General features: G+C 58.9%; 20 protein-coding genes. 9 read left to right on the top strand and 11 right to left on the bottom strand.

Going from position 1 to position 23,087, the window contains the following annotated elements:
* Positions 1 to 110: 110 nt before the first annotated feature.
* Entirely contained in the window at positions 111 to 3,959 is a 3,849-nt protein-coding gene (locus GIW69_RS13100; protein WP_236483104.1) for a bifunctional diguanylate cyclase/phosphodiesterase, read from the top strand.
* 238 nt (positions 3,960 to 4,197) lie between these two features.
* A complete protein-coding gene (gene glyA / locus GIW69_RS13095) occupies positions 4,198 to 5,451 on the top strand; it encodes a serine hydroxymethyltransferase (protein ID WP_236483103.1) in 1,254 nt (417 codons plus the stop codon).
* Here the strand turns inward: glyA and GIW69_RS13090 are convergent.
* Positions 5,448 to 5,606 carry a hypothetical protein gene (locus GIW69_RS13090; protein WP_236483102.1) on the bottom strand — a complete coding sequence of 53 codons (159 nt, stop codon included), beginning with the start codon at positions 5,604 to 5,606 and terminating at the stop codon, positions 5,448 to 5,450. The genes glyA and GIW69_RS13090 overlap by 4 nt on opposite strands.
* A gap of 147 nt (positions 5,607 to 5,753) precedes the next feature.
* Between GIW69_RS13090 and GIW69_RS13085 the strand changes: the two genes are divergently transcribed.
* From GIW69_RS13085 to GIW69_RS13075, 3 genes are all read left to right on the top strand, one after another.
* Positions 5,754 to 7,067 carry a C4-dicarboxylate transporter DctA gene (locus tag GIW69_RS13085; protein WP_236483101.1) on the top strand — a complete coding sequence of 438 codons (1,314 nt, stop codon included), beginning with the start codon at positions 5,754 to 5,756 and terminating at the stop codon, positions 7,065 to 7,067.
* A gap of 81 nt (positions 7,068 to 7,148) precedes the next feature.
* Positions 7,149 to 7,853 carry a FadR/GntR family transcriptional regulator gene (locus GIW69_RS13080; RefSeq protein ID WP_236483100.1) on the top strand — a complete coding sequence of 235 codons (705 nt, stop codon included), beginning with the start codon at positions 7,149 to 7,151 and terminating at the stop codon, positions 7,851 to 7,853.
* A gap of 21 nt (positions 7,854 to 7,874) precedes the next feature.
* Positions 7,875 to 8,561, top strand: a complete 687-nt coding sequence (locus GIW69_RS13075; protein WP_236483099.1) for a GntR family transcriptional regulator — start codon at positions 7,875 to 7,877, stop codon at positions 8,559 to 8,561.
* Between the two features lie 127 nt (positions 8,562 to 8,688).
* Here GIW69_RS13075 and yjiA read toward each other — a convergent pair whose 3' ends face one another.
* The 3 genes from yjiA to GIW69_RS13060 form a co-directional block, all read right to left on the bottom strand.
* A complete protein-coding gene (gene yjiA, locus GIW69_RS13070) occupies positions 8,689 to 9,660 on the bottom strand; it encodes a GTPase (protein ID WP_236483098.1) in 972 nt (323 codons plus the stop codon).
* Positions 9,661 to 9,818: 158 nt separating this feature from the next.
* Positions 9,819 to 10,016: a YbdD/YjiX family protein gene (locus tag GIW69_RS13065; RefSeq protein ID WP_003228401.1), complete on the bottom strand. Its 198-nt coding sequence runs from the start codon at positions 10,014 to 10,016 to the stop codon at positions 9,819 to 9,821.
* A 15-nt stretch (positions 10,017 to 10,031) separates the two neighbouring features.
* Positions 10,032 to 12,098 carry a carbon starvation CstA family protein gene (locus tag GIW69_RS13060; protein WP_236483097.1) on the bottom strand — a complete coding sequence of 689 codons (2,067 nt, stop codon included), beginning with the start codon at positions 12,096 to 12,098 and terminating at the stop codon, positions 10,032 to 10,034.
* A 160-nt stretch (positions 12,099 to 12,258) separates the two neighbouring features.
* Between GIW69_RS13060 and GIW69_RS13055 the strand changes: the two genes are divergently transcribed.
* On the top strand, positions 12,259 to 12,627 hold the full coding sequence (locus GIW69_RS13055) for a PilZ domain-containing protein (RefSeq protein ID WP_236483096.1): 369 nt from the start codon (positions 12,259 to 12,261) through the stop codon (positions 12,625 to 12,627).
* 60 nt (positions 12,628 to 12,687) lie between these two features.
* On the opposite strand, the gene radA is transcribed toward GIW69_RS13055, so the two are convergent.
* The 3 genes from radA to GIW69_RS13040 all read right to left on the bottom strand — a co-directional run bounded on the left by radA (position 12,688) and on the right by GIW69_RS13040 (position 16,241).
* Positions 12,688 to 14,055, bottom strand: a complete 1,368-nt coding sequence (gene radA / locus GIW69_RS13050; RefSeq protein ID WP_236483095.1) for a DNA repair protein RadA — start codon at positions 14,053 to 14,055, stop codon at positions 12,688 to 12,690.
* A 45-nt stretch (positions 14,056 to 14,100) separates the two neighbouring features.
* Complete coding sequence (locus GIW69_RS13045; protein WP_236483094.1) at positions 14,101 to 14,637, bottom strand: ankyrin repeat domain-containing protein; 537 nt, start codon at positions 14,635 to 14,637, stop codon at positions 14,101 to 14,103.
* A gap of 62 nt (positions 14,638 to 14,699) precedes the next feature.
* A complete protein-coding gene (locus GIW69_RS13040) occupies positions 14,700 to 16,241 on the bottom strand; it encodes a catalase (protein WP_236483093.1) in 1,542 nt (513 codons plus the stop codon).
* Positions 16,242 to 16,524: 283 nt separating this feature from the next.
* Here GIW69_RS13040 and mscL point away from each other — a divergent pair, with 283 nt between their 5' ends.
* Positions 16,525 to 16,938, top strand: a complete 414-nt coding sequence (gene mscL / locus GIW69_RS13035) for a large-conductance mechanosensitive channel protein MscL (protein ID WP_236483092.1) — start codon at positions 16,525 to 16,527, stop codon at positions 16,936 to 16,938.
* 42 nt (positions 16,939 to 16,980) lie between these two features.
* On the opposite strand, the gene GIW69_RS13030 is transcribed toward mscL, so the two are convergent.
* Positions 16,981 to 17,757 carry a ferredoxin--NADP reductase gene (locus GIW69_RS13030; protein WP_236483091.1) on the bottom strand — a complete coding sequence of 259 codons (777 nt, stop codon included), beginning with the start codon at positions 17,755 to 17,757 and terminating at the stop codon, positions 16,981 to 16,983.
* A gap of 320 nt (positions 17,758 to 18,077) precedes the next feature.
* On the opposite strand from GIW69_RS13030, the gene GIW69_RS13025 reads away from it, so the two are divergent.
* Together GIW69_RS13025 and GIW69_RS13020 are read left to right on the top strand one after the other, a co-directional pair.
* Positions 18,078 to 18,788 (top strand): autoinducer binding domain-containing protein, encoded by a 711-nt coding sequence (locus GIW69_RS13025; RefSeq protein ID WP_236483090.1) that lies wholly within the window; start codon positions 18,078 to 18,080, stop codon positions 18,786 to 18,788.
* A gap of 174 nt (positions 18,789 to 18,962) precedes the next feature.
* Positions 18,963 to 20,087: a class I SAM-dependent methyltransferase gene (locus GIW69_RS13020; protein ID WP_236483089.1), complete on the top strand. Its 1,125-nt coding sequence runs from the start codon at positions 18,963 to 18,965 to the stop codon at positions 20,085 to 20,087.
* 72 nt (positions 20,088 to 20,159) lie between these two features.
* Here the strand turns inward: GIW69_RS13020 and GIW69_RS13015 are convergent, their stop codons facing one another.
* The 3 genes from GIW69_RS13015 to GIW69_RS13005 form a co-directional block, all read right to left on the bottom strand.
* A complete protein-coding gene (locus GIW69_RS13015; protein ID WP_236483088.1) occupies positions 20,160 to 20,327 on the bottom strand; it encodes a DUF2474 domain-containing protein in 168 nt (55 codons plus the stop codon).
* Positions 20,328 to 20,400: 73 nt separating this feature from the next.
* Positions 20,401 to 21,408, bottom strand: a complete 1,008-nt coding sequence (cydB, locus tag GIW69_RS13010) for a cytochrome d ubiquinol oxidase subunit II (protein ID WP_236483087.1) — start codon at positions 21,406 to 21,408, stop codon at positions 20,401 to 20,403.
* A 3-nt stretch (positions 21,409 to 21,411) separates the two neighbouring features.
* Positions 21,412 to 22,851 (bottom strand): cytochrome ubiquinol oxidase subunit I, encoded by a 1,440-nt coding sequence (locus tag GIW69_RS13005; RefSeq protein ID WP_236483085.1) that lies wholly within the window; start codon positions 22,849 to 22,851, stop codon positions 21,412 to 21,414.
* Positions 22,852 to 23,087 lie beyond the last annotated feature (236 nt).

Below are 23,087 nucleotides of genomic sequence, written 5' to 3'. Positions count from 1 at the left end.
AGCCGAGCGGGGCTGGCACTTCGCCACAACTCAAGGCATGCTAGCCGCCCTTTGGGCGTCCGGCTTATAGTGCACGCCGCGCCAGCCCAGCCAGATCGCAGGATTTCAGTTTGTCCAACGTCACTCCGCCAGCCTCTGTGAGCATGACCCAACCGGCGACCGGCTCGCCCCTGCGCGGCACATTGAAAGGCGCGCTGGCGACGCTGGTACTTTTGCTGCTGGCATTGCTGTTCTGGCAGTTGCTCGATCAACTGAGCGAAACCCAGAAAAACCAGCGTCAGTACACCATCGACTACACCGCCGATCTGGCCTCACAAGTCAGCCTGAACATGGCACTGAACGCGCAAATCGCGCTCAACCTTCTACCCATCGTCGAAGAGCCGCAGTCGGCCGACGAACAGCAGCTGCTCCTGCGCAAGTTGCAGCAGTCGTTACCCGACCTGCGCAGCCTGGCGTTGCTCAGCCCGTCCGGTCGAATCCTCAGTGACAGCTCGGTCAACAGCAGCGACGCCGACTATCTCGCCGAGTTGGTGCGCCGCAGCCATGCCCAGGCGCACTATTTCAGCAATGCCGACGACGGCTCGGTGGTGCATCTGCTACTGCATCAAGCCAGCGGCAGCAGTCGCGGCTATTGGGCGCTGCGCCTGACACCGACGTTTTTTTCGTCTTTGACCAAACAGGCCGAGACCGGCATACGCCCGCTGTGGCTGGTGGAAAACCGGGTCAATCACCAGATCATCAGCCGTGACGAATCTTTACCATCTGCCAATACCTCGACCCTGACTCCGGACGACATGGCCAACAGCGTTCTGACCGTCCCCCTGAGCAGCAGCGACTGGCAACTGCGTGGTCTGTTCGACCGTCAACAAGTGCTTGAACAATTGCTGCCGGCGTTCATTGGCAAATGCCTGCTGGGGCTGGCCTTCTCTTTGCTGCCGTTCATCGCCCTGCTGAACATGCGCCGTCGGCAATGCCAGTTGCATGAGGGCCGTCGCCGCTATCAGGACATTTTCGAAGGCACCGGTGTTGCCCTGTGCGTGCTGGACCTGTCCGGGCTCAAGCAAGTGTTTGACAAGGCCCAGTTGCAGACCGGCGACCAGCTCAAGGCCTGGCTCGAACAACCGCAACAGCGCCAGCAACTGCTCCATGAACTTCGCGTCACCGAGGTCAATCAGGTGGCGTTGCAATTGCTCAACGTCAGTTCCTGTGACCACGCCTGGCAACTGCTGATCGATGGCCGTCCGCACAGCCACTGCGCCATCGGCAATCAAGTGCTCGACGCCGTACTGAAACAGCAAAAGCAGCTCGAACTGGAAATCAGACTGCCGGACATCAATGGCCGCGACCAGCATCTATGGCTGGTGCTGCGCCTCCCGCAGGAGCAACAGGACTATAAAGCCGTGATCCTCAGCATCAACGACATCACCAGCCGAAAGCTCATCGAATTGTCGTTGCTGGAACGCGAAGGGTTTTGGTCCGATGTGGTGCGCACAGTGCCGGATCACCTCTACGTGCAAGACGTGATCAGCCAGCGGATGATTTTCAGCAACCACCATTTGGGCCAGACGCTGGGTTACAACCGCACCGAGCTGCACCAGATGGGCGAATACTTCTGGGAAATCCTTCTGCACCCCGAAGATGCTGACCATTACCACCGCTCGCGGCAGTCGCAGCGTCACGCCGGGTACAGTCAGTTGCTGCAATGTCAGCTGCGTTTCCGTCATCGCGACGGCAAGTGGCGGCGCTTCGATATTCGTGAACAGGCGCTTGCACGGGACAAGCACGATCAGGTCACCCGGATCATCGGCGTGGCCAAGGACATCACCGAACAGATCGAGGCCAGCGAATCCCTGCGCGACAGCGAGCAACGCTACCGAATGCTCGCCGAAAGCATCAGCGACGTTATTTTTTCCACCGACAGCAAACTGTCGCTCAACTATGTCAGCCCGTCCGTGCAGGCGGTATTGGGTTATGACGCCGAGTGGATTTTCCAGAACGGCTGGCAATCAATCATCGCCAATCCGCATCAGTTGTCCGGGATCTACCACCTGATGGATCGGGTCAGCAAGTCGCTCGACAACCTTGAGCAACTGACCCTGCTGCGCAGCCAGGTGCAGACGCAACTGTTCCTGTTTGACTGCCTGCGGGCCGACGGGCGCAAGATTCCGATCGAATTGCGCCTGGTGCTGGTGTGGGACGAGCACGGCGGGTTCGAAGGCGTGCTCGGTGTCGGCCGCGACATCAGTCAGCAACGTCGCGCCGAGAAAGACCTGCGTATGGCGGCCACGGTATTCGAACACTCAACATCGGCGATTCTCATCACCGACCCGGCCGGTTACATCGTGCAAGCCAACGAAGCGTTCAGCCGGGTCAGTGGTTACGCCGTCAGCGAAGTGCTCGACCAACTGCCGAACATGCTCACCGTCGACGAGCAGCAGGACGCGCACCTGCGTTACGTGCTCAAGCAACTGCATCAGCACAGCACCTGGGAAGGCGAAGTCTGGCTCAAACGCCGTAACGGCGAGCATTACCCGGCGTGGGTCGGCATTACCGCCGTGCTCGACGATGAAGGCGACCTCGCCAGTTACGTGTGTTTCTTCAGCGACATCAGTGAGCGCAAGGCCAGTGAGCAACGCATTCATCGCCTCGCCTATTACGACGCGCTGACCCACCTGCCAAACCGCACCCTGTTCCAGGATCGTCTGCACACCGCGCTGCAAGCCGCCGAACGGCAGAAGTCGTGGGTGGTGCTGATGTTCCTTGACCTCGACCGCTTCAAGCCGATCAACGACTCCCTCGGCCACGCCGCCGGCGACCGTATGCTCAAGGAAATGGCGACACGTCTGCTCGGCTGCGTCGACGATGACGACACCGTGGCGCGCATGGGTGGCGACGAATTCACCCTGCTGCTGCAACACCGCGCCAGCCGCGAACTGGCACTTAACCGCGCGATTCATGTGGCCGAGCAGATCCTCGCCAGCCTGGTGAAACCGTTCGTGCTCGAAGGCCGCGAGTTCTTCGTCACCGCCAGTATCGGCATCGCCCTGAGCCCGCAGGACGGCAACGAACTCAGCCAGTTGATGAAGAACGCCGACACCGCGATGTACCACGCCAAGGAGCGCGGCAAGAACAACTTCCAGTTCTACCAGGCCGACATGAACGCCAGCGCCCTCGAACGCCTGGAACTGGAAAGCGATTTGCGCCATGCCCTGGAGCAGAACGAATTCGTGCTGTATTACCAGCCCCAGTTCAGCGGCGACGGCAAGCGTCTGACCGGTGCCGAAGCCCTCCTGCGCTGGCGCCATCCGCGACGCGGGCTGGTGCCGCCGGGGGATTTCATTCCGGTGCTGGAAGAACTCGGGCTGGTGGTGGACGTTGGCGACTGGGTCATCAGCGAGGCCTGCCGCCAGCTCAAGACCTGGCATCAAAACCGCGTGCGGGTGCCAAAGGTATCCGTGAACATCTCGGCCCGGCAGTTCTCCGATGGCCAGCTCGGCACGCGGATCGCCACCATCCTGCGCGAAACCGGTCTGCCACCGGCGTGCCTGGAGCTGGAACTGACCGAAAGTATCCTGATGCGCGAAGTCAGCGAGGCGATGCAGATTCTGGCCGGGCTGAAAAATCTTGGCCTGAGCATCGCGGTCGACGACTTCGGCACCGGTTACTCCTCGCTGAACTACCTCAAGCAATTCCCGATCGATGTGCTGAAAATCGACCGCACTTTCGTCGACGGGTTGCCGTCCGGCGAACAGGACGCGCAGATCGCCCGGGCGATCATCGCCATGGCCCACAGCCTCAATCTGGCGGTCATCGCCGAGGGCGTGGAAACCCATGAGCAGCTGGATTTCCTGCGTGAGCATGGTTGCGACGAGGTGCAGGGTTACCTGTTTGGGCGGCCGATGCCGGCGGCACGGTTCGAGGCGCAGTTCAGCAATGATGCGCTGTTCATGTTCGACTGAAAATCTGCGGCGCGGTCATCGCTGGCAAGCCAGCTCCCACAAGGGTTGATGCCGATCACAAGACTCGTGGTTCACCAAGGAAAGGTGGGAGCTGGCTTGCCAGCGATGGGGCCGGCAAGAGCACCGCACATCTGTCATGAACGCCACTTGTCTGCGACATGATGCCGTTTCATATGCCATCCAAAAGCGCTTGGGTTAGAATGCCCCCCTTTTCTGCCCCCGATCCTTGAGGACCGCCATGTTCAGCCGTGATTTGACTATTGCCAAGTACGACGCCGACCTTTTTGCCGCCATGGAGCAAGAAGCTCAGCGCCAGGAAGAACACATCGAGCTGATCGCTTCGGAAAACTACACCAGCCCAGCGGTGATGGAAGCTCAAGGCTCGGTACTGACCAACAAGTACGCCGAAGGTTATCCGGGCAAGCGTTACTACGGTGGCTGCGAGTACGTTGACGTCGTCGAGCAACTGGCCATCGACCGCGCCAAGGAACTGTTCGGCGCCGATTACGCCAACGTTCAGCCGCACGCTGGCTCGCAAGCCAACGCTGCTGTTTACCTGGCCCTGCTGTCGGCGGGTGACACCATCCTGGGCATGAGCCTGGCCCACGGCGGCCACCTGACCCACGGCGCCAGCGTTTCCTCCTCCGGCAAGCTGTACAACGCCGTTCAGTACGGCATCGACGGCAACGGCCTGATCGATTACGACGAAGTCGAGCGCCTGGCGGTCGAGCACAAGCCAAAGATGATCGTGGCCGGTTTCTCTGCCTACTCGCAGATCCTCGACTTCCCGCGTTTCCGTGAAATCGCTGACAAGGTTGGCGCCTACCTGTTCGTCGACATGGCCCACGTGGCCGGTCTGGTCGCCGCTGGCGTCTACCCGAACCCGGTGCCATTCGCTGACGTCGTGACCACCACCACTCACAAGACCCTGCGCGGTCCACGTGGCGGCCTGATCCTGGCCAAGGCCAACGCCGACATCGAGAAGAAGCTCAACTCCGCCGTATTCCCGGGCGCCCAGGGTGGCCCGCTGGAACACGTGATCGCCGCCAAAGCGATCTGCTTCAAGGAAGCGCTGCAGCCTGAGTTCAAGACGTACCAGCAGCAAGTGGTGAAAAACGCCAAGGCCATGGCCGGCGTGTTCATCGAGCGCGGTTTTGACGTGGTGTCCGGCGGTACTGAAAACCACCTGTTCCTGCTGTCGCTGATCAAGCAAGAGATCTCCGGTAAAGACGCCGACGCCGCACTGGGCAAAGCGTTCATCACCGTCAACAAGAACTCCGTGCCTAACGATCCACGCTCGCCGTTCGTCACCTCCGGTCTGCGCTTCGGCACCCCGGCCGTGACCACTCGCGGTTTCAAGGAAACCGAGTGCAAAGAGCTGGCGGGCTGGATCTGCGACATCCTGGCTGACCTGAACAACGAAGCGGTGATCGACGCCGTTCGTGAAAAAGTCAAAGCCATCTGCAAAAAGCTGCCGGTCTACGGCGCTTAATCAGCCTCGCTGAATCGCAGAACAAAAAAAACCGGCCAGTGATGGCCGGTTTTTTTTCGCCCTGAAATCCCGCTGGATTCCCCTAAAATTGCCCGTTGAATCCCCGTGTAGGAGCAGCCTGCGGCAGCTTCTACACCACTGGTCAGACCGGTCATGCCAATTTAGTTCTTCCCCCTTGTAATCCGGAAATACCCAAGCCTAGACTGCGCCTGCACTGGACATACCGGTAAGACCACAATAATTAAGTCCTGAATCTGAGCGCGCAAGCGCCGGCAGCCAGGACACCGACCAGGATTCCTCCCATGCTCAGATGGTGCTCGCGTTCAATCTTCCTCCAAGTGGTTCTCGGACTGGTGCTCGGCATCGTCTGCGGGCTGACCCTTCCCGAATATTCCGCCCAGCTCAAACCCCTCGGCGACGGCTTCATCAAACTGATCAAGATGCTCATCGGTCTGATCGTGTTCTGCGTAGTGGTCAGCGGCATCAGCGGCGCAGGCGACCTGAAAAAGGTCGGGCGTATCGGCCTCAAATCAGTCATCTACTTTGAAGTGCTGACCACCATCGCTTTGGTGATCGGCCTGGTGTTCGCCTTCAGCACCGGTATCGGCAGCGGCGCGAATATTCATCTGGAGCAATTGTCCGCCGCCGACATGGGCGACATCGCCCAACGCGGCCAGCATATGCACACCACCACGCAGTTTCTGATGGATCTGATCCCGACCTCGGTGATCGGCGCCTTCGCCGACAACAACATCCTGCAAGTGCTGCTGTTCTCGGTGTTGTTCGGCAGCGCGTTGAATCTGGTCGGCGAAGCCGCTTCGGGCATCTCGCGACTGATCAACGAACTGAGCCATGTGATCTTCCGGATCATGGGCATGATCGTGCGTCTGGCGCCGATTGGCGTGTTTGGCGCCATTGCCTTCACCACCAGCAAATACGGCCTCGATTCGCTGCAACACCTGGGCAGTCTGGTCGGCCTGTTTTACCTGACCTGCATAGCGTTCGTCGGGTTGATTCTGGGTCTGGTCATGCGCGTATCGGGCCTGCGCATGTGGCCGCTGCTCAAGTACCTGCGTGAAGAATTGCTGATCGTCATGGGTACGGCTTCGTCCGACGCCGTGTTGCCACAGATCATGCGCAAACTCGAACACCTGGGCATCGGCAGCTCGACCGTCGGGCTGGTCATTCCTACGGGCTACTCGTTCAACCTCGACGGTTTTTCGATCTACCTGACCCTGGCCATCGTGTTCATCGCCAACGCCACCGGTACGCCGCTGGCCATGACCGATTTGCTGACGATTCTTTTGGTGTCGCTGATTACTTCCAAAGGCGCCCATGGTATCCCCGGTTCGGCACTGGTGATTCTTGCTGCGACATTGACCGCGATCCCGGCGATTCCGGTGGTTGGTCTGGTGCTTGTACTGGCGGTGGACTGGTTCATGGGCATCGGCCGGGCGCTGACCAACCTGATCGGCAACTGCGTCGCCACCGTGGCCATCGCCCGCTGGGAAAAAGACATCGACGTGCAACGAGCAAACAAAGTACTCAGCGGCCAGCAGGGCTACACCTTTCAGCCGCGTAAACCAGTGATTCCCGCACACCAGCAGGAATTCTGATTTCAACCCTGTAGAAGCTGCCGCAAGCTGCGATCTTTTGATCTGACTTGCGGTGTTTCTGGAGGTTCATGGAGCCAACACGTGATTACCACCTCAACCGTCGTCAACTCAGTCGTAGAAAAACTCCGCGCCGCACTGGCCCGGGGTCAATGGCGTTCCGGCGACATGCTGCCGGGCCAGCGCGAACTCGCCGAGCAATTGGGCATCAGCCGCCCGAGCCTGCGTGAAGCGGTGATTGTCCTGGAAACCCTCGGCCTGGTGCGCTCGATGCCGGGCAAAGGCGTGGTCGTCCTCGACGCCCAACTCAGCGACAGCCAAAGCCACGACAGCGCAGTCGCCGGTGCCAGCCTCGAAGACGTCTTGCAACTGCGCTACACCCTCGAACCGTTCATCGTCGGTCTTGTCGCGCAGTCGATCAGCAGCAAGGAAGTCGGCCAGTTACGCCTGACATTGATGGACATGCGCGAAGCGCTCGACGCCGGCGACAGCGAAGCCGGGGTCAGCGCCTACATTGCGTTCCACGAAGAACTCTTCACCCTGACTTCGAACCCGATCTTCCAAAGCGTCGTTCAGCAAACCAGCAACGCCCTCAAGCAGAGCGCCGAGGTGCTGCGCAATTCGCCGGAACATCTGGCCGAGCGTCTGGAAGAAAACGAAGCCGTCGTCCGCGCCATTCGCAGCAAAAACAGTGCCCAGGCCAGCGCCGAAATGCGTCGGCACATTCTGCGCGAGGGCCAGCGGATGGGCATCGAACTGAACATTCCGGATGACAACCTCGGCAGTTGAACCACTTACTGGAGACAGGTCATGAACAGTCTTGCCATGCCACAGCCCAACCGCCAGAGCACCCGCGCCCTGCCCTTTTCGCGCCTGCGTGCGTCGGTGGATGACCTGTATCCGCGCGTGTTCGACGCGATTCTCGATCAGCGCATCGACACACGCTTCACCGAGGAAAGCCTCGGGCAGATGTTCAATGCCAGCCGTACGGACATTCGCCGAGTCCTGACGCAGTTGTCGCATCAACAGATTGTTGTGTTGCGCGCCAATCATCGGCCGCGCCTGGCCGACGTCAATGTTGAACAGACCCGCCAGACGCTGCATGCGCGGCGGCTGACCGAAACCATGCTGGTGCACCTGGCGTCCCAGCAGCCGCGTGCCGACGATGTGAAACGCTTGCGCACACTGATCGAGCGCGAGCGCCAGGCGGCCGAACAGCATCGACGCGGCGCAGCGATACGCTTATCCGGGGAGTTTCATCTGCGCTTGGCTGAAATGGCGGGGAATGCACCGTTGGCGCATTTTTTGGGAAGTCTGGTGCCGCTGACATCACTGGCAATTGCGCGATGTGACGCAGATGCGCTCGCTTGTTGCGCATGGCGCGAGCATGTTGCGATTGTGGGTGCGGTGGAATGTAGGGATGTAGCGAAAGCCACCCTGCTGCTGAACCGGCATCTGGACAATCTCGGGGACACATTGTTGGGCTGTGTTGGCTGATCGGCCGCTATCGCTGGCAAGCCAGGCTCCAACAGGGGTCTAGGGTGTTCACACGTTCTGTGCCCAACCCAAAAGCTGTGGGAGCTGACTTGCCAGCGATGAGGCCTTCACAGGCACCACAAAATAATCAGCCCGCCGCCACCTTGGCAAAACCCGCCCGAATCGTCTCTTCCGGCAAATCATCGGCGATGAACACGATCACACTTTCCCGCGTCTCGCCCTCGGCCCATTCGGTGTCCCAGTCAAAACCGTAGAGTTTCAAAACCCCCTGAAACACCAGCCGCCGATCTTCCCCGGCAATGTTCAGCACGCCTTTGTAACGCAGCAATTGCTTGCCGTGTGCTTCCAGCAGTTCGTTCATGAACTCGCTGAGTCGATCGATATCCAGCGGCTGCCCGGTACGCAGCACCAGACTGGAAATGCGGTCGATCGACGGCGCCTGACTCACTGGACGCAGGCTCAATCCGCCGCCGATATCGGCATTCAGGTTGAAGCCACGCACATCAAGCAATTCGGCCAGGTCTATGTTGCCGTGCTCGACCACGCGGATCGGCGCCCGGCGGTTGATCCGTGACAGGCGTTCACTCAGCGCGGTGAACGTCGCCTCGTCGACTAAATCGGTTTTGCTCACCAGCAAGCGATCGGCGAAACCGATCTGCGCCTGGGCGATGGTCTGGGCCAGGTGATCTTCTGCGTGAGCCGCGTCCACCAGCGTGATGATGCCGTCGAGGATGTAGCGGTCGCGCAATTCTTCATCGATAAAAAACGTCTGCGCCACCGGAGCCGGATCGGCGAGGCCGGTGCACTCGATCACCAGTCGGTCGAAGGCGATTTCGCCGCTGTCCAGTCGTTCGAGCAACAGGTACAGGGCTTTGGTCAAATCAGTGTGAATCGTGCAGCAGACACAGCCGTTGGCCAAGGTCATGACTTGCACCGGCTCGTCACCCAGCAACTGGGTGTCGATGCCGGCGTCGGAGAATTCGTTTTCGATCACGGCGATTTTCAGGCCGTGTTCGGCTTTCAGCAGGTGGCGCAGCAAGGTGGTCTTGCCGGCGCCGAGGAAACCGCTAAGGACTGTTACCGGAATGGGAGAGGACAAAACTCGATCTCCTGATTAATGAACGACACAAAACAACTGTGGGAGCGGGCTTGCTCGCGAAAGCGGTGTGTCAGCCGACTTATTCGTCAACTGACATTACGCTTTCGCGAGCAAGCCCGCTCCCACAGGGGGATAGCGTTGGCCCTAACGCTGTCAGATCAACAGCACTTCGGCCCACCCTTGCCACCGTAACGGGCTTCCTGACGTTCGCGGAAGAACATCTCGTAGCTCATCACCGGTTTGTCCGGGTGTTTGGTCTGCATATGCTCGACGTAGGTGTCGTAGTCGGGCATGCCGACCATCAGGCGCGCAGCCTGACCGAGGTATTTACCGAGGCGACTCAGGTCATTGAACATGGTGCATTCCTCGAGTTACGCATCCGGCAAAGCCTGGAATGGCGATTCTTTATCCGTACGCTCTTTTTTGCCCCAGGCGGCGATACCGACCTTGAGCGCATAGAACAGGATGCTGAACACCACAAACAGGAACAGCGCGGTCAGTGTTGCGTTGGTGTAGGCGTTGAAGATCACGTGCTGCATCTGCTCGACGCTTTTCGCCGGTGCGAGGATCTGGTTATTGGCCAGCGCATCGCTGTATTTCTTGGCCAGCGACAGGAAGCCGATCGCAGGATTGGCGTCGAACAGCTTGATGAAGCCCGCCGTCGTGGTGCAGATCAGCAGCCAGGTTGCCGGCAACAGGGTGACCCAAATGTAGCGCTGACGCTTCATCTTGATCAGTACCACGGTGCCGAGCATCAGCGCGATACCGGCCAGCATCTGGTTGGAGATACCGAACAGCGGCCACAAGGTGTTGATGCCGCCCAGTGGATCGATCACGCCCTGATACAGCAACCAGCCCCACATCGCCACACAACCGGCAGTGGCAATCAGGTTGGCCGTCCAGGATTCGGTACGTTTGAGAGCCGGAACAAAAGAACCGAGCAGATCCTGCAGCATGAAACGACCGGCACGGGTGCCGGCGTCGACAGCAGTCAGGATGAACAGCGCTTCGAACAGGATCGCGAAGTGGTACCAGAATGCCATGGTGTTTTCACCCGGCAGGACACTGTGCAGGATCTGCGCAATACCCACCGCCAGGGTCGGTGCACCGCCGGCACGGGCGAGGATGGTGGTTTCGCCGATGTCATTCGCCACGGCTTGCAGCGCCTCAGGCGTAATCGCAAAACCCCAACTGGTAACCACTTGCGCAACCGACACCACGTCACTGCCGACGACAGCCGCCGGACTGTTCATGGCGAAGTACACGCCAGGCTCGATCACCGAGGCAGCGACCATGGCCATGATCGCCACGAATGACTCCATCAGCATGCCGCCGTAACCGATGTAACGGGCGTTGGTTTCGTTATCCAGCAACTTCGGCGTGGTACCGGAGGAAATCAGTGCGTGGAAGCCGGAAACCGCACCGCAGGCGATGGTGATGAACAGGAACGGGAACAACCCGCCCTTCCACACTGGGCCGGTGCCGTCGACGAACTGGGTCAGCGCCGGCATTTTCAGCTCGGGCATGGTCACCAGAATGCCGATCGCCAGGGCGACGATGGTGCCGATCTTGAGGAACGTCGACAGATAGTCGCGTGGCGCAAGGATCAGCCAGACCGGCAACGAGGCGGCAACGAAACCGTAACCGACCAGCATCCAGGTGATCTGCACGCCTGTGAAGGTGAAGGCCTTGGCCCATACCGGATCGGCGGCAATCTGCCCGCCCAGCCAGATCGACCCCAGCAGCAGCAATACACCGACCACGGAAATTTCGCCGATACGACCCGGACGGATGTAGCGCATGTAGATGCCCATAAACATCGCGATCGGGATGGTCGCCATCACCGTGAAGATGCCCCACGGGCTCTCGGCGAGTGCTTTGACCACGATCAGTGCCAGCACCGCGAGGATGATGATCATGATCAGGAAGCAGCCGAACAGTGCAATGGTGCCGGGAATGCGGCCCATTTCTTCACGCACCATGTCGCCCAGTGAACGGCCGTTGCGACGGGTCGACATGAACAGCACCATGAAGTCCTGCACCGCGCCCGCCAGCACCACACCGGCGATCAGCCAGAGCGTACCGGGCAAATAGCCCATCTGCGCCGCCAGTACCGGGCCGACCAGAGGTCCCGCGCCAGCGATTGCCGCGAAGTGGTGACCGAAAAGAATGTGTTTGTTGGTCGGCACATAGTCCAGACCATCGTTGTTGAGCACGGCGGGGGTGGCCCGACGCGGATCCAGTTGCATCACGTTGTTGGCGATGAACAGACTGTAATAGCGGTAAGCAACCAGATAAATGGCCACGGCAGCGACCACAATCCACAAGGCGTTGATCGCCTCGCCTCGGCGCAATGCCACTACGCCCAGGGCGCACGCTCCTACGATTGCCAGCAGCAGCCAGGGTAGGTGGCGCAGCAGGCTATTATTATTTTTCATTTTTATATTCCAGCCAGAGTGGACAAGAAAGACAGCCACCCCGAGTTTAGCGCTACTGACGATAAAGGCCATACCCCGACGTTGGTCTGAGTCGCCCGCCCGCGCTGGCACGCTTGAACAATGCGGGTCTATAGTCAGCGAATGTCCGGAGGATTGCGCCATGAGCGAACACCCAGCCAATCGTCGTCGTTTCAAACGAATTGCGTTCGATGCCCGAACCGAACTGAGCCAGGGCGAATTCACCTGGCCAGTGAAGCTGATCGATCTGTCGCTAAAAGGGCTGCTGATCGAAAAACCCGAGCCGTGGCGCGGGGATCCGCAGCAGGATTTTTTCGTCGACATTCATTTGAGCGATGACGTCGACATCGAAATGGATGTGCACCTGGCCCATGACGATCATGGTCATCTGGGTTTTGAGTGTCGGCACATCAGCCTTGAGTCGATCCAGCGGTTGCGGCGGTTGATCGAGCTTAACCTGGCCGATGCGAAAGAACTGGAAGCAGAGCTGGGCGCCCTGATCGAACTCTGAAGTTCGCACACATCAAACGTGGGAGCGAGCCTGCTCGCTCCCACAGGTCTTGTTGGGTGGTTATTCGAAGAGGGCGTCGAGGGCTTGTTCGAGGCGGGTCACGGCGATGATCTGCAACCCCGGCGGGGCTTCCTTCGGCGCGTTGCCCTTGGGCACGATCGCGCGCTTGAAGCCGTGCTTGGCCGCCTCTTTCAGGCGCTCTTGTCCGCTTGGCACCGGGCGCACTTCGCCGGACAAACCGACTTCACCGAACACCAGCAAGTCGTGGGGCAACGGCCGGTTGCGCAGGCTCGACATGACGGCCGCCATCAACGCCAGGTCGGAAGCAGTTTCCAGCACTTTCACACCACCCACCACGTTGAGGAACACATCCTGATCGTGCGTCGGGATCCCGCCATGTCGATGCAGCACCGCCAACAACATGGCCAAGCGGTTCTGATCCAGACCGAGCGTCACCCGACGCGGATTGGCCAAATGACTGTCGTCCACCAGCGCCTGCACTTCAACCAGCATCGGCCGGGTGCCTTCCCACGTTGCCATCACCACACTGCCCGGGACCTCTTCCTGAGCTCGCGTGAGAAAAATCGCCGAAGGATTGGAGACTTCTTTCAAACCCTTGTCGGTCATGCCGAACACGCCGAGTTCGTTCACCGCGCCAAAACGGTTCTTCACCGCCCGCAGCAAACGCAACCGACCGTCCGACTCGCCTTCGAAATACAACACGGTGTCGACCATATGTTCCAGCACGCGCGGCCCAGCCAGCGCGCCTTCTTTGGTCACATGGCCGACAAGGAAAATCGCCGTGCCACTCTGCTTGGCGTAGCGCACCAGCAATGCTGCGCTCTCGCGCACCTGTGAAACCCCACCGGGCGCCGATTGCAGTTGTTCGGTGAAAATCGTCTGGATCGAGTCGATCACCATTACTCGGGGCTTTTCGACGCGGGCGGTGGCGATGATGGTTTCGATGCAGGTTTCGGTCATCACCCGCAGTTGATCCTGGGGCAAACCAAGACGCCGGGCGCGCATCGCCACTTGTTGCTGGGATTCTTCGCCGGTGACGTACAGAGCCGACATGCTCTTGGCGAGGTTGCACAACGTTTGCAACAGAATCGTCGATTTGCCGATCCCCGGGTCACCGCCGATCAGCACCACCGAGCCGTCGACCAGACCACCGCCGAGCACACGGTCAAGCTCACCGGATGCGGTGGAAAACCGTGGAATCTCTTCAACACTGACTTCGGCCAGGGTCTTGATTTGCGCCTGCTGCCCCGCCCAACCGGTTCGCCCGGTCGGCGCCGTGGCGCCGCCGCTTTCGATCATGGTTTCAGTCAGGGTGTTCCAGGCGCCGCACTCGCCACACTGGCCGGCCCACTTGGGAAAGGTTGCGCCGCACTCCGTGCAGCCGAACATGCGCTTGGCCTTGGCCATCTGAACCCCCGACAAAAACCGCGATGATAACGCAGACGTCGTGAATCAGCGCGGCGCAGCGGTACGGATTTCGCCGTTGGCCAGACGCGTGGCGCTGTTGCCCAATGGATCCTCGGCATTCAGATCGGCGCCGCGGGCCTTGAGGGCGTCGAGCAATTCCACACGCTTGAACAACCCGGCGTACATCGCCGCCGTCTGCCCGGCGCCGTTGCGTTGATCGGGACTGCAATCGCTGCGCATCAAGCGCCGGGCGATCTGCAGTTCACCCTTGAAGATGGCGCCCATCAACGCTGTGTTACCGCGCTGATCCTGAGCGCAAGCATCGGCGCCGGCAGTGAGCAAGCGTTCGACCGCCTCGCCCCGACCGTGATAAGCCGCGAGGATCAGCGCGGTATAGCCCTTGGCGTCTCGGGTATCGAGGGAATAACCGGCCTCGATGAACGTATCGAGCATCGGCACGTCGCCGCGACGGGCGGCATCGAAGTAGTAATCCTGCAACTGGCTTTTGATTTCGGCGGGGTCCTGTGCCGCGTGCGCCGTCAAAGCCAGGCAACTCAGCAACAGATAAAAGCAGTGGCGCATCAGCCGTCTCCTCAAACAGAACGGGGGCCTGAATCAGGCCCCGCGTGGGGGCATTGCGTCAATCAGTCGGCCAGTTTCGCCGCCAGTGCCTTGACCCGGCTCAGGTCGCCCTTCGCCACTTTCGCGACGCCGGTGCCGTATTCCGGATCGGCCTTATAGAGGAAGGACAAAATGATGTGCTTGCTTTCGTCATCGGTGGTGGCCAGCGAGCCGCCGAAGCTGTCGATCAGATCTTGACGTTCCTTCTTGCTGTACGAGCGATACAGATCGCCCGCTTGCTTGAAGTTCTGCTCGCGCTGGATTTTCGCTTGCTGGGTGCTGCCCGACAGCGCCAATTGGCTATAACGCGCGCCCTGCGCTTCATCGCGCGGTTGCAGGCGGCTCGGCTGATAGTTCACGCCCGAGGAGGTGGCGCCGATATTGGCGGCCCCGTCCTGATTACCGTTATTGACGGTAACTTTTGGCGCGTTGATCGGCAATTGCAGCGCATTGGCGCCCAGGCGATACATTTGCGTATCGGCGTAAGAGAACACTCGGCCTTGCAACAGTCGATCTTCCGAAGGTTCGATACCCGGAACGACATTGGCGGGCGCCATCGCGACTTGTTCGGTTTCCTGGAATACATTCGCCGGATTACGGTTCAACATCATTTGTCCAACTTTGCGTTCCGGAATGCCAGGCCAAATCTTTGTCGCATCCAATGGATCAAAATCAAACTTGGACAAATCTTGCGGACTTACAACTTGAACGTACAAGTCCCATTTCGGGAAGTTACCCTTATTGATATTCGTGACCAAGTCCTGGGTCATATGACTGTAATCCTGACCTTGAACTTTGGTAACTTCCTTTGGATCAAGGTTCTTGATCCCTTGCAGACTCTTCCAATGAAACTTCACATACTGCACATCGCCCTTGGCGTTAACCAACTTGTAAGCATGCACCCCGTTACCGTCCATTTCCCGATAGCTGGCAGGTGTGCCTGAGTTGGAATACAACTCGGTCAGCGTGCGCGTGGCTTCTGGTACATGAGAGAAGAAGTCGAAGCGGCGCGAATCGTCATCCAGGTTGGTGCGCGGATCCGGTTTGAAGGCATGCACCATGTCCGGGAACTTGATGGCATCGCGGATGAAGAAGGTCGGAAAATTGTTGCCCACCAGATCCCAGTTTCCATCGGCGGTGTAGAACTTGGTGGCGAAACCGCGAGGATCGCGCAGGGTTTCCGGGGAATGAACACCGTGCACCACGGCCGAGAAACGCACGAACACCGGGGTGATCTGGCCAGCGGCAAACACCTTGGCCTTGCTTAAGTCGCTGAGGTCGTTGGTGACGGTGAACGTACCGTGGGCACCGGTGCCACGGGCGTGAACCACGCGCTCGGGAATGCGCTCCCGATCAAAACGCTGCAGCTTCTGAATCAACTGCACATCCTGCAGCAGCACCGGGCCGTTGGCGCCGGCGGTTTGCGAGTTCTGGTTGTCGCCGACGACGGCACCGTTGTCGCGGGTCAGCGGAGCGGCCGTCACGGAGAAACTGAGCAAACCGGCAGACAAGATGCCGAGGGTACGGCGGTGGGGAAAAGCCCCGAAGCCAAGTTGAGTTTTCATTGATTTTTCCTCTGTTATAGAGCGCATCCAGATGCGCACCCCAGAGGCTAGTGACCGCTGGCGAGGATTCTAAATAGAAATAGCGCAACGGCGCGATAGGTAAAAAAGGGTGGAAAAGGCTGTGGCAGAGCGGTTAAACCGCGCGCGAGCATTCGCCTTATATAAACTTTTCGAGGGTCAGTCGGTCGATAGCAAGCAAGCTACGTAAGCAAGTGTGTCGGGCAAAATGCGTCTTGCTGACTTACACTCCTCCACCTAACTCATCTGTAACAAGGAATAACCTATGGGCGTGATCAATGAGTTCAAGGCCTTCGCGGTCAAAGGCAACGTGGTCGACATGGCCGTCGGTATCATCATCGGTGCTGCGTTCGGCAAGATCGTTTCATCATTTGTCGGCGACGTGATCATGCCGCCAATTGGCTTACTGATCGGCGGCGTGGATTTCAGCGACCTGGCTGTCACGCTCAAAGCCGCGGATGGCGCGGCTCCGGCCGTGGTGCTGGCGTACGGTAAATTCATTCAGACCGTGCTCGACTTCATCATCGTCGCGTTCGCGATCTTCATGGGTGTCAAAGCCATCAACCGATTGAAGCGCGAAGAAGCCGTGGCCCCATCCGCCCCGCCGGTGCCGACCAAGGAAGAGCTGCTGTTGGCCGAAATCCGCGACTTGCTCAAGGCGCAGAACAATCAACCTTGAACAATCGTCGCAATGAATGGCGCCTCCGGGGCGCCGTTTTTTTTACCAGTAATTTTCCACCGCCACCTGACCGGGCCTGCGTGTGAGGCTCAGGCTCATGCCGCGTTGCTTGAGCAGTGCTCGGGTGTCATCAATCATTTGCGGATTACCGCACAACATGACCCGGGAATGCTCCGCCGTCAGCGCTACGCCGGCAGCCCGCTCGAGCTCGCCGTTTTCGATAAGCGTGGTGATGCGGCCTTCCAGTGCGCCGGGGTGCCGTTCACGGGTGACCGTGGGAATGAACTGCAGCTTATGGGCGTATTCCGCCAGATAATCCCGTTGCGTCAGTTCGGCAATCAGCTGTTGATACGCCAGTTCCGCCGCCTCACGCACGCTGTACACCAGAATAATGCGCTCGAATTTTTCCCAGACCTCAAAATCCTGCAGGATCGACAGGAACGGCGCGACGCCCGTGCCAGTGGATAAAAGCCACAGGTCACGGCCATCAACGAAACGGTTCAGGGTCAGATAACCGAACGCCTGACGATCGATCATCAACGTGTCGCCGACCGCGAGTCGACTCAGTTCGCTGGTGAACTCTCCGCCGGGCACCACGATGGAAAAGAATTCAAGAAACTCGTCGAACGGTGACGACACCATGGAGTACGCCCGCCAAACCGTGCTGCCATCGGCCTTGGTCACGCCGAGCCGGGCAAATTGTCCGGCCTGAAAGCGAAAGCCGGGATCACGGGTGGTACGCAAGGTGAACAGGCTTGGGGTCAAAGGCTGCACTTCGAGCAAGGTCTGGCGGGTGAACTTCTCTGCGCTGGCGGTCATGGGTGTCTCCAATCAACGATTGGAAACAGTGTCCCGCAAAGTCATCGCCTTAAACACCGATGTTTTGTAATGGTATTCACTGTACATCGTGCGGACATGTATAAGTTTTTTGTAAAAGAACTGAAAGAACCCGCCCTTTGATATGTTGAGCTGCATATAAAAGTTGCCAGATGACTAATAACGATTGGTCGTCTCGAAGGCTTTTATTAAGAGCAAAAAAGTCAAAACGCTGTTGCAGGAAATGTCCTACACTCGTTTCCGTACATTTTGGATCCAAAATGACTGCACCCCCAGAGTCAATGTTCATGGAGTGTTTCGAGATGGAAATATGGAAGGAATCGCAATTAAAGCAACTGACGCTTGCCAGCCGAATAGAAACAGCTTTTCCGATACTGCTCAAACTCACCGAGAATATCGGTTTCAATTTCTGTGCCATCACAATAGTGGCAAACAAACACGATCGGTATTCAAAACTCCTGCAAATCAATAACTTTTCGAAAGAGTGGAATCAAAAATATGAAGATGAACACTACAACGAAACCGACCCCGTATTAACTCACTGTAACCATTCGATGCTACCGATTGTCTGGAGCGAAAAAATGTTCTGCCATGCGCCGGATCTTTGGCAAACCCTGCAACAGCAGGAGGTACGCCATGGCTGGTCGCAAGCTTTTCATGATGAAAGCGGCCGATGCGCCATTCTTAGCCTCGCCCGGAAGCACCATTCAATCAGCCCGCTGGAGCTGTACGAACACTTTGGCTATCTGTTTTACGTCACCAGCCATTTGATCGACCTGTTTACCCGCAACCTTCCTCAGGGTTCTCAGAATCCTCACCCACCACGCCTGTCGTCGCGAGAGCTGGAAGTATTGAAGTTGTCAGCGGGCGGCAAGACTGCGTATGAGATCGCCAGGATCCTCAGCCTCAGCGAACGGACGGTGAATTACCACGTCCAGAACGTGATTATGAAACTCAATGTCTGCAACAAGATTTCGGCCGTCATCGCGGCCACGCGAGCCGGAATCATCTAGACGGGCCTGCCCGCACCCAAGAAAACTTGTGGGTATTCCAAGCGAAAAAACGTACCATTTGCGACCTTCCTGAGTGACGACGCAGCCCTTCTGCGCCGCAGTACACTCGGACGGTTCCGCCGCACACCATCAGGGCCGCGGGACATCCGTTGATCACCCTGAGTCCCCACCGCCATGCCTTTGCTCGACACACCATTCGCCCAGCTCGACCTGATTCGCCAGCCCGAACAGCAGAACGAACCGTTGCAGGCCTTCGATGCCGCCGACGAATACCTGCTCAATCATCTGGCCGAACAACAGCCGACGGCGGTTACCCGGGTACTGGTGCTCAACGACAGTTTCGGCGCCCTGGCCGTGAGTCTGGCCGGCAAGGTGCAGGTGAGCAGCAGCGGGGATTCGTTTTTGGGTTTTCAGGGTCTGGAAAAAAACCTGGTGCGCAACGGCCAGGCCTTTGATGCGGTGCAGGGCATCCCGGCCAGCGAACCGTTGCCCGGCCCCTTCGACCGTGTGCTGATCCGTGTACCAAAAACGCTCGCGTTGCTGGAAGAACAACTCATCCGCCTGCAAGGTCAATTGGCGCCCGGCGCCGAGGTGGTGGCGGCAGCGATGATCAAACATTTACCCCGCGCCGCCGGTGATCTGCTCGAACGGTATATCGGCCCGGTGCAGGCTTCGCTGGCAGTGAAAAAAGCACGCCTGCTGATCGCTACGCCGGAACCCAGAACCCCGGCAGTCTCGCCCTATCCGACCCGTTATCGCCTTGATGAGCCAGGCATCGAGCTGCTCAATCACGCCAACGTTTTCTGCCGTGAAGGCCTGGACATCGGCACTCGGGCGTTCCTCCCACACTTGCCGAAAAATCTGGGCACTGCGCGGGTCGCCGATCTGGGCTGCGGCAACGGCGTGCTGGCCATCGCCAGCGCCCTGCAAAACCCGGACGCGCATTACACGCTGGTGGACGAATCGTTCATGGCCGTGCAATCGGCCGCCGAAAACTGGCATGCGGCATTGGGCGAACGCGATGTGACGGTGCGTGCCGGCGACGGTCTGGCCGGTCAGGAACCGCAATCCCTGGACATTGTGCTGTGCAACCCGCCTTTCCATCAGCAACAAGTGGTGGGTGATTTCCTCGCCTGGCGCATGTTTCAGCAGGCCCGCGAGGCGCTGGTAGTGGGCGGTGCCCTGTACATCGTCGGCAACCGTCACCTGGGCTATCACAGCAAACTCGCCCGCTTGTTCCGGGGCGTCGAGCAAGTGGCCGCCACGCCGAAATTCGTGATTCTCAAGGCGCGCAAATAGCACAGGCAAAAAAAACCCTCCGTTCGGAGGGTTGAAACCGTGCCATCTGGGGATGGCAACGGGTGGGATGATTCAGTGCGTGGTCAGGCCGGCCGCGTTCATGAACATGCGCATCAGGCTGGCGACGATGAAGAGTGCGCCGACGCTGCCGATCCAGATCAGGGCCAACCAGCCGAGCCGCTGCCGCAGCGGTTTTTTTTCGGCGTCTTTTATCTCTTCCAATGTTGGTTTGCTGTTCATTGCTTCGATCCTCGGTTTATCGATGGCGCCGATGAAGACGCCATCGCGAGCAGTCTCGCTCCCACATGTTCGGTTAGTGGTAGCCATCTTCGTGAGTCACCTTGCCGCGGAACACGTAGTAGCTCCAGAAGGTGTAACCCAGGATGAACGGGATGATGAACAGCGTCCCCACCAGCATGAAGCCCTGGCTTTGCGGTGGCGCGGCGGCGTCCCAGATCGAGATCGACGGCGGCACGATGTTCGGCCACAAGCTGATGCCCAGACCGCTGTAGCCGAGGAAGATCAGCACCAGCGTCAGCAGGAACGGCGTGTAGTGAGCGTTGCGGGCCACCGCGCGGATCAAGCCATACATCGTCACCAGCACCAGAATCGGCACGGGCAAGAACCAGAACAGGTTCGGCAGCGTGAACCAGCGCGCGGCGATTTCAGCATGGCTCAACGGCGTCCAGATGCTGACGATGCCGATCACCGCCAGCACAACAAAGGCCAGTGGCCGCGCCAGATCATGCATCTGTTCTTGCAGCTTGCCTTCGGTCTTCATGATCAGCCACGTACAGCCGAGCAAGGCGTAAGCCACCACCAGCGCCACACCACAGAACATCGTGAACGGTGTCAGCCAGTCCAGTGAGCCGCCGGCAAACTGCCGGTTGACCACCGGCAAGCCGTCGATGAACGCCCCGAGCGCCACGCCCTGGAAAAAAGTTGCCGCAATCGAGCCGCCGATAAACGCCTTGTCCCACAGATGACGTTTTTCATCCGTGGCCTTGAAACGAAACTCGAACGCCACACCGCGAAAAATCAGGCCCATCAGCATGAAAATCAGCGGCAGGTACAGCGCCGACAACACCACCGAATAAGCCAGCGGGAAAGCACCGAACAACGCCGCGCCGCCCAGTACCAGCCAGGTTTCATTGCCGTCCCAAACGGGCGCAACAGTGTTCATCATTACGTCACGGTCGACTTTACCGGGGATGAACGGGAAGAGAATCCCGATCCCCAGATCGAACCCGTCCATGATCACGTACATCATGATGCCGAAGATGATGATCACGGCCCAGATCAGCGGAAGATCAATACCCATGACTCAAATCTCCTTTTGCTGAGCGGTGCCGTGATCGGCATCGGCGGAATCGTCGGCCGCGGACAGCGGACGAGCCGGTGTACGCGGTTTGCCCGGGCCACCTTCCGGCGTCTGCTTGCCTTCGCTGATCTTCGGCCCTTTGCGCACCAGTCGCATCATGTAGCCCAGCCCAGCGCCGAACAGCGCGAAATACACCACCACGAACATGACCAGCGTGATGCTCATCTGCGCGAAGCTGTGATTGGAGGACGCATCCGCCGTGCGCATCAGGCCGTAAACCACCCACGGCTGACGGCCGATTTCAGTGGTGAACCAACCGGCGAGAATCGCGATTAACCCGGACGGCCCCATCCACAGCGCCAGATACAGGAACGGCCGCGAGGTATACAAACCGCCACGCTTGCGCAGCCAAAGACTCCACAGCCCTGTGAAAATCATCAGGAAACCGAGGCCGACCATCACCCGGAATGACCAGAACACGATGGTCGAATTCGGCCGATCCTCAGGCGGGAACTCCTTGAGCGCCGGCACTTGCTTATCCAGCGAGTGCGTCAGGATCAGGCTTCCGAGATAGGGAATCTCCACGGCAAATTTGGTTCGCTCTTCTTTCATGTCCGGCCAGCCGAACAGAATCAACGGCGTCGCTTCATCGCCCTTGTTTTCCCAGTGACCTTCGATTGCGGCGATTTTCGCCGGCTGATGCTCAAGGGTATTGAGCCCGTGGAAGTCACCGATGACCGCCTGGATCGGCGCGACGATCAGCGCCATCCACATCGCCATCGAGAGCATGGTGCGGATCGCCGGATTGTCTTTGCCGCGCAGCAAGTGCCACGCCGCCGACGAGCCGACGAAGAACGCCGTGGCCACGAAGGCTGCCGTCGCCATGTGCATCAGGCGATAGGGAAATGAGGGGTTGAAGATGATCGCCAGCCAGTCGGTTGGAATCACCTGGCCATTGACGATTTCGAAACCCTGTGGGGTTTGCATCCAGCTATTGGAGGCGAGAATCCAGAAGGTCGAGATCAGCGTGCCGATGGCCACCATCACCGTGGAGAAGAAGTGCAGGCCACGTCCGACCTTGTTCCAGCCGAAGAGCATGACGCCGAGGAAACCGGCTTCGAGGAAGAACGCCGTGAGCACTTCATACGTGAGCAACGGGCCCGTGACGGCACCGGCGAAGTCCGAAAAACGGCTCCAGTTGGTGCCGAACTGATACGCCATGACCAGACCGGACACTACGCCCATACCGAAGTTGACGGCAAATATCTTCGACCAGAAGTGGTAAAGATCACGGTAGGTATCGTTATGGGTTTTCAGCCACAAACCTTCGAGCACTGCCAGGTAACTGGCCAGGCCGATGGTGATCGCCGGGAACAGGATGTGGAACGAGATGGTGAACGCGAACTGGATTCGGGCGAGATCAAGCGCCTCCAAACCGAACATAAGTCTTCCTCTGTCAGGTAATACCGGCTGCAAGGCTTGTGGCTTTGCCTCCACTGCCCCCACGTTTATTGAGTGCGGCGAATTTGAATTCGTTCTTTTTTTTACAACCATTACAACGCGGGGAGTCTGGCCTCATGGCCGCCGGATCAATTCCTTGATGGGTCTTGATCTGGATCAAGCAACACTCAAAGAGTAGTCCCATTTTCGGCAATGAACCGCGTGGTCTTTTGCCGCGT

This window comes from Pseudomonas syringae (genome assembly GCF_021605415.1).
Lineage (GTDB): Bacteria > Pseudomonadota > Gammaproteobacteria > Pseudomonadales > Pseudomonadaceae > Aquipseudomonas > Aquipseudomonas syringae_S.
This window is presented reverse-complemented; position numbering and strand designations above follow the sequence as displayed.

Coding starts and splice junctions, on each gene's coding strand:
- glyA (WP_236483103.1), top strand. CDS start 4,198: ATGTTCAGCCGTGATTTGACTATTGCCAAGTACGACGCCGACCTTTTT.
- mscL (WP_236483092.1), top strand. CDS start 16,525: ATGGGCGTGATCAATGAGTTCAAGGCCTTCGCGGTCAAAGGCAACGTG.
- GIW69_RS13040 (WP_236483093.1), bottom strand. CDS start 16,241: ATGAAAACTCAACTTGGCTTCGGGGCTTTTCCCCACCGCCGTACCCTC.
- cydB (WP_236483087.1), bottom strand. CDS start 21,408: ATGGGTATTGATCTTCCGCTGATCTGGGCCGTGATCATCATCTTCGGC.
- GIW69_RS13020 (WP_236483089.1), top strand. CDS start 18,963: ATGCCTTTGCTCGACACACCATTCGCCCAGCTCGACCTGATTCGCCAG.
- GIW69_RS13085 (WP_236483101.1), top strand. CDS start 5,754: ATGCTCAGATGGTGCTCGCGTTCAATCTTCCTCCAAGTGGTTCTCGGA.
- GIW69_RS13015 (WP_236483088.1), bottom strand. CDS start 20,327: ATGAACAGCAAACCAACATTGGAAGAGATAAAAGACGCCGAAAAAAAA.
- GIW69_RS13030 (WP_236483091.1), bottom strand. CDS start 17,757: ATGACCGCCAGCGCAGAGAAGTTCACCCGCCAGACCTTGCTCGAAGTG.
- GIW69_RS13065 (WP_003228401.1), bottom strand. CDS start 10,016: ATGTTCAATGACCTGAGTCGCCTCGGTAAATACCTCGGTCAGGCTGCG.
- GIW69_RS13090 (WP_236483102.1), bottom strand. CDS start 5,606: ATGACCGGTCTGACCAGTGGTGTAGAAGCTGCCGCAGGCTGCTCCTAC.
- GIW69_RS13055 (WP_236483096.1), top strand. CDS start 12,259: ATGAGCGAACACCCAGCCAATCGTCGTCGTTTCAAACGAATTGCGTTC.
- GIW69_RS13005 (WP_236483085.1), bottom strand. CDS start 22,851: ATGTTCGGTTTGGAGGCGCTTGATCTCGCCCGAATCCAGTTCGCGTTC.
- GIW69_RS13045 (WP_236483094.1), bottom strand. CDS start 14,637: ATGCGCCACTGCTTTTATCTGTTGCTGAGTTGCCTGGCTTTGACGGCG.
- GIW69_RS13060 (WP_236483097.1), bottom strand. CDS start 12,098: ATGAAAAATAATAATAGCCTGCTGCGCCACCTACCCTGGCTGCTGCTG.
- radA (WP_236483095.1), bottom strand. CDS start 14,055: ATGGCCAAGGCCAAGCGCATGTTCGGCTGCACGGAGTGCGGCGCAACC.
- GIW69_RS13075 (WP_236483099.1), top strand. CDS start 7,875: ATGAACAGTCTTGCCATGCCACAGCCCAACCGCCAGAGCACCCGCGCC.
- GIW69_RS13025 (WP_236483090.1), top strand. CDS start 18,078: ATGGAAATATGGAAGGAATCGCAATTAAAGCAACTGACGCTTGCCAGC.